The 11,276-nt window shown below is 65.2% G+C and carries 11 protein-coding genes; 8 read left to right on the top strand and 3 right to left on the bottom strand.

Going from position 1 to position 11,276, the window contains the following annotated elements; all coding sequences use genetic code 11:
- Positions 1-105 precede the first annotated feature (105 nt).
- Both V6M37_RS12080 and V6M37_RS12075 read left to right on the top strand, forming a co-directional pair.
- Positions 106-2,703 (top strand): bifunctional aconitate hydratase 2/2-methylisocitrate dehydratase, encoded by a 2,598-nt coding sequence (locus tag V6M37_RS12080; protein WP_332673591.1) that lies wholly within the window; start codon positions 106-108, stop codon positions 2,701-2,703.
- A 239-nt stretch (positions 2,704-2,942) separates the two neighbouring features.
- The gene (locus V6M37_RS12075) at positions 2,943-3,404 is read left to right on the top strand and encodes a hypothetical protein (RefSeq protein ID WP_332673590.1); all 462 of its coding nucleotides are present in this window, start codon (positions 2,943-2,945) and stop codon (positions 3,402-3,404) included.
- Positions 3,405-3,455: 51 nt separating this feature from the next.
- Here the strand turns inward: V6M37_RS12075 and V6M37_RS12070 are convergent, their stop codons facing one another.
- Positions 3,456-4,346, bottom strand: a complete 891-nt coding sequence (locus tag V6M37_RS12070; protein ID WP_332673588.1) for an adenylate/guanylate cyclase domain-containing protein — start codon at positions 4,344-4,346, stop codon at positions 3,456-3,458.
- A gap of 384 nt (positions 4,347-4,730) precedes the next feature.
- Between V6M37_RS12070 and infA the strand changes: the two genes are divergently transcribed.
- Together infA and V6M37_RS12060 are read left to right on the top strand one after the other, a co-directional pair.
- The gene (gene infA, locus V6M37_RS12065; protein ID WP_312657265.1) at positions 4,731-5,003 is read left to right on the top strand and encodes a translation initiation factor IF-1; all 273 of its coding nucleotides are present in this window, start codon (positions 4,731-4,733) and stop codon (positions 5,001-5,003) included.
- Positions 5,004-5,067: 64 nt separating this feature from the next.
- Positions 5,068-5,670, top strand: a complete 603-nt coding sequence (locus V6M37_RS12060; protein WP_332673584.1) for a hypothetical protein — start codon at positions 5,068-5,070, stop codon at positions 5,668-5,670.
- 92 nt (positions 5,671-5,762) lie between these two features.
- Here the strand turns inward: V6M37_RS12060 and V6M37_RS12055 are convergent, their stop codons facing one another.
- The gene (locus V6M37_RS12055; protein ID WP_332673582.1) at positions 5,763-6,746 is read right to left on the bottom strand and encodes an HpcH/HpaI aldolase/citrate lyase family protein; all 984 of its coding nucleotides are present in this window, start codon (positions 6,744-6,746) and stop codon (positions 5,763-5,765) included.
- A 96-nt stretch (positions 6,747-6,842) separates the two neighbouring features.
- On the bottom strand, positions 6,843-7,832 hold the full coding sequence (locus tag V6M37_RS12050; RefSeq protein WP_332673581.1) for a malate dehydrogenase: 990 nt from the start codon (positions 7,830-7,832) through the stop codon (positions 6,843-6,845).
- A 217-nt stretch (positions 7,833-8,049) separates the two neighbouring features.
- Here V6M37_RS12050 and V6M37_RS12045 point away from each other — a divergent pair, with 217 nt between their 5' ends.
- The 4 genes from V6M37_RS12045 to sdhA all read left to right on the top strand — a co-directional run.
- A complete protein-coding gene (locus tag V6M37_RS12045) occupies positions 8,050-8,778 on the top strand; it encodes a GntR family transcriptional regulator (RefSeq protein ID WP_332673579.1) in 729 nt (242 codons plus the stop codon).
- Between the two features lie 105 nt (positions 8,779-8,883).
- On the top strand, positions 8,884-9,273 hold the full coding sequence (gene sdhC, locus V6M37_RS12040) for a succinate dehydrogenase, cytochrome b556 subunit (protein ID WP_332673577.1): 390 nt from the start codon (positions 8,884-8,886) through the stop codon (positions 9,271-9,273).
- Positions 9,267-9,614, top strand: a complete 348-nt coding sequence (gene sdhD, locus V6M37_RS12035) for a succinate dehydrogenase, hydrophobic membrane anchor protein (RefSeq protein ID WP_332673575.1) — start codon at positions 9,267-9,269, stop codon at positions 9,612-9,614. Before sdhC ends, sdhD begins: the two co-directional genes overlap by 7 nt.
- A 2-nt stretch (positions 9,615-9,616) precedes the next feature.
- Positions 9,617-11,276: succinate dehydrogenase flavoprotein subunit (gene sdhA, locus V6M37_RS12030; protein ID WP_332673574.1), on the top strand; the 1,660-nt coding region annotated here is incomplete at its 3' end.

Below are 11,276 nucleotides of genomic sequence, written 5' to 3'. Positions count from 1 at the left end.
GAGCTGATTGTTGCATTGCACCTCAAGTCTTATAAAAGACATATAATTCGCGAGTCGTCCGGGCGACCCCCGGACACCTGTCACCGTCACGATAAGGAATGCACCGTGCTTGAAGCCTACCGCGCCCATGTCGCAGAGCGTGCCGCCCTCGGCATCCCGCCGCTGCCGCTGTCGAAGCAGCAGACCGAAGAACTCGTCGCCCTGCTGAAGAACCCGCCGAAGGGCGAGGAGGCCTTCCTCGTCGAGCTGCTGACCTACCGCGTGCCGGCCGGCGTCGATGACGCCGCAAAGGTCAAGGCGGCGTTTCTCGCGAAGGTCGCGAAGGGCGAAGAACGCTGTGCGCTGGTGTCGCGGGCGAAGGCCACGGAACTGCTCGGCACGATGCTCGGCGGCTTCAACATCCGCCCGATGATCGACCTGCTCGGCGACGCCGAGGTCGGCACCGTCGCGGCCGAAGGTCTGAAGAAGACGCTGCTGATGTTCGACTACTTCCACGACGTGAAGGAACTCGCCGAGAAGGGCAGCGCGAACGCTAAAGCGGTGATGCAGTCGTGGGCCGATGCCGAATGGTTCACGAGCCGTCCGGAAGTGCCGGCCACGCAGAAGCTGACCGTGTTCAAGGTCACCGGCGAGACGAACACCGACGACCTGTCGCCGGCGCCGGACGCTTGGTCGCGTCCCGACATTCCGCTGCATGCGCTCGCGATGCTGAAGAACCCGCGTCCGGGCATCTCGCCGGAAGAGGCGGGCGTGCGCGGTCCGGTCAAGTTCCTCGAGGAGCTCAAGTCGCGCGGCAACCTCGTCGCCTACGTCGGCGACGTCGTCGGCACGGGCTCGTCGCGCAAGTCGGCGACGAACTCGGTGCTGTGGTTCACCGGCGAGGACATCCCGTTCGTGCCGAACAAGCGCTTCGGCGGCGTCTGCCTCGGCTCGAAGATCGCGCCGATCTTCTTCAACACGATGGAAGACGCCGGCGCGCTGCCGATCGAGATCGACGCCGGCCAGATGGACATGGGCGACGAGATCGAGCTGAAGGTCGACCAGGCGTCCGGCAAGGTCACCGCGCTGAAGAACGGCGCCGTGATCGCCGAATCGCAGCTCAAGACGCTCGTGATCCTCGACGAAGTGCGCGCCGGCGGCCGCATCCCGCTGATCATCGGCCGCGGCCTCACCGCGAAGGCGCGCGAAGCGCTCGGCCTGCCGGTGTCGACGCTGTTCCGCCTGCCGCAGTCGCCCGCCGATTCGGGCAAGGGCTTCTCGCTCGCGCAGAAGATGGTCGGCCGCGCCTGTGGCCTGCCGGACGGCCAGGGCATCCGTCCGGGCACGTACTGCGAGCCGAAGATGACGACGGTCGGCTCCCAGGACACGACTGGGCCGATGACGCGCGATGAACTGAAGGACCTCGCGTGCCTCGGCTTCTCGGCCGACATGGTGATGCAATCGTTCTGCCACACCGCGGCGTACCCGAAGCTGGTCGACGTCAAGATGCACCGGGAGCTGCCGGGCTTCATCTCGACGCGCGGCGGCGTCGCGCTGCGCCCGGGCGATGGCGTGATCCACTCGTGGCTGAACCGCCTGCTGCTTCCCGACACGGTCGGCACCGGCGGCGACTCGCACACCCGCTTCCCGATCGGCATCTCGTTCCCGGCCGGATCGGGCCTCGTCGCGTTCGCCGCGGCGACCGGCGTGATGCCGCTCGACATGCCCGAATCAGTGCTGGTGCGCTTCAAGGGCAAGATGCAGCCGGGCGTGACCTTGCGTGACCTCGTTAATGCGATCCCGCTGTATGCAATCCGCGAGGGCCTGCTCACCGTCGAGAAGAAGGGCAAGAAGAACGTCTTCTCCGGCCGCATCCTTGAGATCGAAGGCCTGCCGGACCTGAAGGTCGAGCAGGCGTTCGAGCTGTCCGATGCGTCCGCCGAGCGTTCGGCGGCGGGCTGCACAGTGCACCTCGACAAGGCGCCGATCATCGAATACATGCGTTCGAACATCACGCTGATGAAGTGGATGATCGCGAACGGCTACGAAGACAAGCGCACGCTCGGCCGCCGCATCAAGGCGATGGAGAGCTGGATCGCGAACCCGCAACTGCTGAAGGGCGACGCGGATGCCGACTACGCGGCGGTGATCGAGATCGACCTCGCCGACATCAGCGAGCCGATCGTCGCGTGCCCAAACGACCCGGATGACGTCAAGCTGCTGTCCGAAGTCGCCGGCGACAAGATCGACGAGGTCTTCATCGGCTCGTGCATGACCAACATTGGCCACTTCCGCGCGGCCGGCAAGGTGCTCGACGGCAAGTCGGACATCCCGACGCGCCTGTGGATCGCGCCGCCGACGAAGATGGACGCGATGATCCTCAACGAGGAAGGCTATTACTCGGTCCTCGGCAAATCCGGCGCGCGCATGGAAATGCCGGGTTGCTCGCTGTGCATGGGCAACCAGGCGCAGGTCCGCAAGGGCTCGACCGCGATGTCGACCTCGACGCGGAACTTCCCGAACCGTCTCGGTATCGATACGCGCGTCTACCTCGGCTCGGCCGAGCTCGCCGCGGTATGCGCGCTGATGGGCAAGATCCCGACCGTGGGCGAATACATGGAGCAGGTGAACGTCGTCAACCAGAAGGCGGCCGACATCTACCGCTATATGAATTTCGACCAGATCGCGGAGTTCGCCGAGATCGCGGAGAAGGTCGAGGTCTGACGGGTCACGCCCTTCGAGGCGCTGAAGGCGGTGCTCCGAAAGGGGCGTCGCCTTTTTCTATTATGCGAGTGACCGCGCCTTCCGATTGCTGCCGTGACGGGCGGCAGGGCGACGGGCTTCGGTAGGCGCGACGGCGCTTCCGGCGCCGCAGCGGCGTTGGAAGCCTGATACGATCCATCCTTCCCGCGCGAATCGGCAATGGTTAAGCTATCTTCAAGGTACGTCGGTTGGGAGGGGATATGAAGGCTGGAGGCAGGCGGAATCGCCCGGAGCAACCGGACCACGCACCGAACAAGGCAGAGACGCTCGATCCGGCGATGTGGATCAAGTGGTCGGAATCGGCGATGACCGAAAGCATGAAGTGGTTCGATGTCTGGCTGCAGGGCAGTCAGCGGTTGTGGAGCGCGGGATTCCGGATGCTCGGGCAGCCGGCGCCGGCTCCGAACGATGGTTTGCGCCGGGCGTCGGATTTGTCGTGGATGCCGCACGTCGAAGCCCAGGTCATTCCGCTGCGGCGCAAGACCGACCGGCCGGGTTCGGAGGCGACGCGCTATTCGATGCGGATGCCGATCCCGTGGCCGATCGGCGGCGCGAAGGTGATCTCGCTCGAAGCGATTGTCGGCCAGCCGGCCGAGCACCGGTCTGGCGCCGACGACGTCCCGGATGACGGTCGGTCCGACGAAAAGCCCGTCACGGAGTGAAGGATACGCTGCGCCCGCCGAGCGCGGGCCGCGGCGCAGCTCGCGCCGGACTTACATGCAGACGAATCCGATTGAGTACGGATTGTCGACGCAGGTGCGGCCCAGCGCGAGTTGGCCGTGTTTTCGCAGCACGACCTCCTCGCGCGACAGCACGAACTCCTTCTCGTCGTCCATCGCGACAAAGGTTCCGTTGCTGCTGCGGTCGATGAGCACGAACTTGTCGCCGCGAAACTCGATGCGGGCATGTTGCCGCGACGCGCGGGTGTCGCTGACACAAATCTCGGATGCCGGATCGCGACCAAGGCGCACGCTCGGGTTCCGCTCGTCGAGCACGACGGACTGCGCCCCGAGATAAAGCCGGAGCTCGGGCTTTTCCTCCGCCTCGAAATTGACCGACTGGACGACCGTCAGGTCCCCCGGCGATTCGCAGACGAGTTCGAACGGACTCGTCACACGCGAGACGCCCCGAAGTGTTCGCGGCTTCAATGGCCGCAGCAGGACGCGCCACTCGGGTTCGAGCTGCCGCGCCGTCTCCGCGGACGTGATCGCGCGGCCGGGGGACGCCAGTTCGAGCAGGCGCGCGGCGACGTTCACGGTGTCGCCGAAGACGTCGTTGTCGCTTTCGACAACCGGTCCCGTATGGAAGCCGAGTCGCACGGCGATTGTCTGTCCGGACGAGAGCGGCAGGTCGCGCACCGCCTGGTGAACCCGCAGCGCGGCCTCGGCCGCGCGGTTCGCGTCCGTGAATACCGCCATCAGGCCGTCCCCGGTGTGTTTCGCGACCCGGCCGCCGCGCTGTTCGATTTCGCTCCGCGCCCGTTGCAGACATTGCTCGACGAGCCGGAAGGCGATCGCGTCGCCGACACGTTCGTAAAGTTGGGTGCTCCCGGCAAGGTCCGCGAAGAGCACCGTGAATTCGGCTTGGGACTTGGCGTTCGTCATGACCCCGATTATAAGGAGTCGACGAAGAACTTCGGGCCGTTCTGTACCTCCGGGCGGTCCGAGTTGGGGCCGAGGGGCATAATCCTGTATAGTCTGCGGGCTGAATCCGGCGCCCGGTGGAAGCGACTGCAACCGGCTCTCTTGCGGTCCTCCCGGCACTTTTCTCTGGTCTCCCGAACGCAGCCGATACTCGTGCGTTCCGTCCAACGCGGTACTGAACGTCCCGCGCCCGTCTGTCGTTCCATCTAGAAACGTCTGGGGCGAAGTGCCATCTGGCGGGGAAGGGAATGATGTCATTCCCCCCGAGACGCCGCATGAACCACGAACCGGTTCTCCCCACCACGCGCTCCGGTTCGCCCCACGAATGCATGAAAGGATGATGAAATGGCCAAGGAAGAATTGCTGGAAATGGAAGGTGTCGTCAATGAGGTGCTGCCGGATACGCGCTTTCGGGTGACGCTCGAAAACGGGATCGAGGTGCAGGCCTACGCGTCGGGCAAGATGCGCAAGCACCGCATCCGCATCCTCGCCGGTGACAAAGTCAGCGTCGAACTGTCGCCCTACGATCTGACGAAGGCGCGCATCAGCTTCCGCCACAAGGACGAGAGACCGGCAGCGACCGGGGCGCCGCGGCCGGCCCAGTTTCGCCGTCGCTGACCGGAATCGCCGGGCCGCAGCTTTAGGTAAGCGGTGCCGCGCAATCTTCGCACTGGGGATGATCATGAATGAAAGCAGATCGGGTGAGCCGGCGGGGCCCGCGGCGCTGATGTCCGCATGCCTGCAGCCATGGTCGATGCTGCAGGACTGGAACGCGTTCTGGGCCCGGCAGTGGCAAGCGTGGTTCGATTTTGTCGTCTCGGCGCCGAATCCGTGGCTGCCCGCGCTCGCTCCGGGCCGCCCCCGTCAGCCCGCGGCAATCGATTTTTTCCTGCCGTGGCTGCCGCGGATCGAGGCTCTCGTGACGCCGCTGGACCCGGCAGGGGAGCAGGACGCGGTGCGCGTGATGCTGCGCGCGTCATTGCCGCATGTCGGTTTCGGCGAACGGAAGGAATGGCTGGACGTGGATGCGACGGTCTCGCGCTCGCCGCGCGCCCCGACCAAGCTGCCCGTCGAACCGACCTCTCCGACGCTGCCCGCCGACGCGCAGACGGTGGCTTCGACGCAGCCGTTGATCGAAGCCCAGGCCGCTGCGGCAGATTCGGCGCCCGACGCATCCGAGGGGGCGGCGAAAGCGCTCGAGGCGACGGCCGCCGCGCCGAAACCGCGCGCACGCAAACCGGCCGCGCGGAAGACTAAGGCGACGCCTCCGACGTCGCCCGACTGACTCTCATCGACTGACGCGGGCAGACGCGCGCGTCGCCGCCCGAGCAACAAGCGCCGCGCCGCCGCCGGAGGTGTCCCGGCGGCGCGCCCGGATCAGGGGAAGAACCGTCTCGACGCTTCGCCCGGCAGGGCCATGCCGGTCGTGCGCGCACGCAGCAGCAACTCCCAGTAATAGCGATAGGACGCGCGGTCGTGCAGACGGCCGCGGTGCTGGATCGGTCCCCAGTCGCCGTCCTGCGCGCTGACGAGAATTTCGGCCGCCTCCTCGACCTCCGAAAAGTCCGGCCGCATCGCGTCGAGGATCGGCCGGATCTGGTTCGGATGGATGCTCCACATCCGCAGATAACCGAACTCCCGCCGCGCCCGTGCAGCGTCGTGGCGGATGAGCTCGATGTCCTTGAGTTCGGTCGTGACGTTGTGCGACGGGACGACGCCGTTCGCGAGCGCGGCGGCGGCGATTTCGACCTTCGCCCGGACAACCAGCGGATGCGTGAATTGACCCGGGCTCGTCATCGCCGCAGCGGGAATCGCCCCGTGGTGGCCCGAGACGAAATCCATCAGGCCGAAATCGAGCGACTCGACGCCGGACACTGCGGCGATGTCCCAGACTTCGTGGAGAGCCCCGTGCGTCTCGATCAGGACGTGGACCGGAATCGGCCGTTCGAGCCCGTGCGCGGCTTCGACCGTGCGCAACGCGGCGATCTGCGTTTTCGCATCCGCGGCCGAGCGGACCTTCGGCAAGGTCAGGAACGCGAGTCGGGCGCCGGCGCGTCCGACCAGGATCTCGAGATCGCGCTGCCAGTGCGAATGCGTGATGTCATGAATCCGCGCGCCGATCCGGCCATCCCGGTTGTCGGTGCCGGTGACAGTGTCGGCGACCATCGCCGCATGTTCCGCTTCGGCACCTGCCCGCGCACCGTCCTCGCAGTCGCATGTGATGTCGAAGACCGGACCGAGCTCGTGCTGCAGCGCGAGCGCCTTACTCATCAGCTTTTCGGAACCCGCATAATGATCGACCGCGGGCAGGGCAGGGAAGGGTTTCTCGCCGGCGAACAATATGTCAGCAGGATGTTGCATCGCTTTCATCCAGGAGGGGCGGCCGGCAATCCGGCCGCACAAAAGAAAAGGGCCGCGAAATTGTATCGCGGCCCCGTCGACGGTCGAACCGCCGGATTACTTCAGCATGTCGGCGACGGCAGCACGCTCGTCTTCGAGTTCGCCGAGAGTCTTATTGATCTTCTCGCGCGAGTACTCGTCGATTTCGAGACCCTGGATGATCTTGAACTCGCCGTTCTTGCATTCGCACGGGAAGCCGAACACGACGCCCGCCGGGATGCCGTAGGAGCCGTCGGACGGAACGCCCATCGTCACCCAGTCGTCGGAACCGAGCGCCCAGTCGTGCATGTGGTCGATCGCCGCGTTCGCGGCGGAAGCCGCCGACGACAGGCCGCGCGCGTCGATGATCGCTGCGCCGCGCTTGCCGACGGTCGGCAGGAACACGTCGTTGTTCCACGCGTGGTCATTGACGAGCGCCTTTACGGAGTCGCCGTTCGACGTGCAGAAGCGGTAGTCGGCATACATCGTGGGCGAATGGTTGCCCCACACGACCATCTTCTTCAGGCTCGACACCGGGCGGCCGGTCTTCGCGGCGAGCTGCGACAGCGCGCGGTTGTGGTCGAGGCGCAGCATGCCGTGGTAGTTGTTCGGGTCCGTGCGGCCGACCTTCTTCGCGGCGGCGGCGGCGATGGTGGCGTTCGTGTTGCACGGGTTGCCGACGACGAGAACCTTGACGTTCTCCTTCGCGTTCTCGGCGATCGCCTTGCCCTGCACGGTGAAGATCTGGCCGTTGGCCTGCAGGAGGTCCGCGCGCTCCATGCCGGGGCCGCGCGGGCGGGCACCGACGAGCAGGCAGTAGTCGGCGTCCTTGAACGCGACGTTCGGGTCGTCGGTCGCGACCATGCCCGCGAGCAGCGGGAAGGCGCAGTCCTCGAGCTCCATCATCACGCCCTTGACCGCCTTCTGGGCTTGGGGAAGGTCGAGCAGTTGCAGGATCACAGGCTGGTCTTTGCCCAGCATTTCGCCGCTGGCAATGCGGAACAGCAGGCTGTAGCCGATCTGGCCGGCCGCGCCGGTGACGGCGACACGCACGGGGGCTTTGCTCATAGGAGTACTCCCTCTAAAGCGGATTGAAGACGGTGAAGTGTAAAGGCTGCCGTCCGCGATTGCAGTTCGGCGTTCGACTCGGCGGGCTGGTGGACCAGCCGCCGGGGTCGAAAGATGGTAGAAGCAAGCGCTGCCGATGTCAATTCACATCTCATGTCTTATATAAGACATGAGATTACGGATGGACGTTCGAAAATTTTTGTGATGAAATGCGCGCATGGCACAGGAATCTCCAACTTTCAGCCCTCTCTACCGGCAGATCAAGAGCCTGATTCTTCAGGCTCTCGAGTCGGGCGAGTGGCGACCCGGGCAGGTGATTCCGAGCGAGCAGGAACTCGCCGCCCGCTTCAGCGTGTCGCAGGGGACGGTCCGCAAGGCCATCGATGAAATGGCCGCCGACAACCTGCTGATCCGCAAGCAGGGCAAGGGCACCTTCGTCGCGTCGCATAATGATCCGCGCTCGCTGTTCCGTTTCCTGCGCCTCGTGCCGATGGACGGGGTGCTCGCGCATCCGCAGAGCGTGCCGATGGACTGCTGGCGCGCGAAGGCGGGGCAGGAGGCGTCGCGCGTGCTGGGAATCGAGCAGGGCGACCCGATCATCATCGTCCGTCGCATACTGAGGTTCGCACAGAAGCCGGTCGTCGTCGACGAAATCTATCTGCCCGGCGAAATATTCCAGGGGCTTACGCTCGAAGTTCTCCAGAGCTGGAACGGCTCGCTCTACAGCCTGTTCGAGACCCGTTTCGGGCTGCGCATGATTCGCGCCCAGGAGCGGATCCGCGCGGTCGCCGCGGACCGGTCGACGAGCGAGACGCTGAAGGTGGCCGAAGGGACGCCGCTGCTGTCGGTCGAGCGCGTCACCTACACCTATGGCGACCGCCCTGTCGAGTGGCGTCGCGGCCTTTATTCGACGGCGGAACATTTTTATCTGAACGAATTGATCTGACGCCGGCGCGCGGGGCATATGCGCTTCAGCGTATATAATTCGGGCTCTTTGCAGTTTGGGAGAACCGCGTCGGGTAACCGTCGCTCATCAAGGGGTAAAACATATATGTCAGAAGCCTTAGCGCGCAAGCAGCGGCCCAAATTCCTGGCCCTGCATGAAATCCGGCTGCCGCTGCCGGGCATCGTTTCGATCCTGCACCGAGTCAGTGGCGCCGGTCTGTTCCTGATGCTGCCGTTCCTGCTGTATCTGCTCGACCGCAGCCTGGGCTCGCCCGAGTCCTTTGTAACGTACAAGAGTGTCGTCGCGAACCCGCTCATCAAGCTTCTGCTGCTCGGCCTGCTTTGGGCGTACCTGCATCATTTCTGCGCGGGCATCCGCTTTCTTCTGCTCGACATGCATACCGGCGTCGATCTCAAGTCGGCGCGCAACAGCTCGCGCATCGTGCTGGCCGTCAGCATCGTGCTGACCGTGATCATCGGGGTGAAACTATGGTAAAGCGCATCGTCGTCGGCGCGCACTATGGTCTGCGCGACTGGATCGCCCAGCGTGCGACGGCCGTGTTCATGGTGGTCTACACGGTCCTGTTCGCGGCCGCCGCGCTCGGTCTTCCCGAAATGACCTACGACACCTGGTCCGGCCTGTTCGGCGGCGGACTGGTGCGTTTCTTCACGTTCCTGTTCTTCCTCGCGCTTTTCTACCACGCCTGGATCGGCGTCCGTGACATCTACATGGACTACGTGAAGCCGGTCGGCGTTCGCCTGTTCCTGCATGTCGTAACGATCTTCCTGCTCGTCGGCTACGCCGGCTGGGCTGCCCAGATTCTTTGGAGGCTGTAAGCGTGAACGTCGCAAAGCGTACTTTTGACGCGGTCATCGTCGGTGCCGGTGGCGCCGGGTTGCGTGCGGCCCTGCAACTTTCCGAGGCGGGCCTGAAAACTGCGGTGCTCACCAAGGTCTTCCCGACGCGCTCGCACACCGTTGCGGCTCAGGGCGGCGTGGCGGCTTCGCTCGGCAACTCGACCGAGGACAACTGGCACTGGCACATGTACGACACCGTGAAGGGGTCGGACTGGCTCGGCGACCAGGACGCGATCGAGTTCATGTGCCGCAAGGCGAACGAGGTCGTCGTCGAACTCGAACATTACGGCATGCCGTTCGACCGAACCGACAACGGCAAGATCTACCAGCGGCCGTTCGGCGGCCATTCGCAGAATTACGGCCAATCCCCGGTGTCGCGCTCCTGTGCCGCGGCCGACCGGACGGGTCATGCGATGCTGCATGCGCTCTATCAGCGCAACGTGCGCGCGAACACTCAGTTCTTCGTCGAGTGGAATGCGCTCGACCTGATCCGCGACGCCGACGGCGACGTGGTCGGGGTCACCGCGATCGAAATGGAGACCGGCGAAGTCAGCATCTTCCACGCGAAGGCGACGATCTTCGCGACGGGCGGTGCCGGGCGCATCTTCCACAGCTCGACGAACGCGTTCATCAATACCGGCGACGGCCTCGGCATGGCGGCGCGTGCGGGTGTTCCGCTCGAAGACATGGAGTTCTGGCAGTTCCATCCGACCGGCGTATTCGGTGCGGGCGTGCTGATCACCGAAGGCGTGCGCGGCGAGGGTGGCATCCTGCGTAACGCGTCGGGCGAACGCTTCATGGAGCGCTACGCGCCGAACCTGAAGGATCTCGCGTCGCGGGACGTCGTTTCGCGCTCGATGGTCACCGAGATCAACGAAGGCCGCGGCTGCGGGCCGGACAAGGATCACGTGCTGCTCGACATCACGCACCTGTCGCCCGAGACGATCATGAAGCGGCTGCCGGGCATTCGCGAAATCTCGATCCAGTTTGCCGGCGTCGATCCGATCAAGGCGCCGATTCCGGTCGTGCCGACCGCGCACTATCAGATGGGCGGCATTCCGACGAACTTCAAGGGGCAGGTGGTCGCGCCTAAGGACGGCAACCCCAACGCGCCGATCTCGGGCTTCTATGCCGCCGGCGAATGCGCGTGCGCGTCGGTGCACGGCGCGAACCGCCTCGGCACGAATTCGCTGCTCGACCTGCTGGTGTTCGGCAAGTCCGCCGGGGAATCGGTCGTCGAGGACCTCCGAAGCGGGAATCTGGGCCTGAAGCCGCTGCCGGCCGACGCGGCCGACATGTCGCTCGCGCGCCTCGCGCGTCTGGAAGGGCAGAAGAACGGCGAGAGCGTGTTCGAAGTCGGTCTCGAGATGCGGCGCACGATGCAGAAGCACGCCGGTGTGTTCCGTTTCGACCAACTGCTGAAGGAAGGCGTGGCCGCGATCATGCAGGTCGCCGAACGCGCGAAGCGCACCGAGATCAAGGACAAGTCCAAGGTCTGGAACACGGCCCGCACCGAAGCGCTGGAACTCGACAACCTGATCGAAGTGGCCAAGGCGACGATGATTTCGGCCGAAGCCCGCAAGGAGTCGCGTGGCGCCCACGTGCGCGATGACGCGCCGGACACCGCGGAATTCCCGAACG

The sequence above is a fragment of the Aromatoleum sp. genome (assembly GCF_036675785.1).
Taxonomy (GTDB): Bacteria; Pseudomonadota; Gammaproteobacteria; order Burkholderiales; family Rhodocyclaceae; genus Aromatoleum.
Note: the sequence above shows the minus strand (reverse complement) of the source record. Positions and strands in the feature narration are given on the sequence as shown.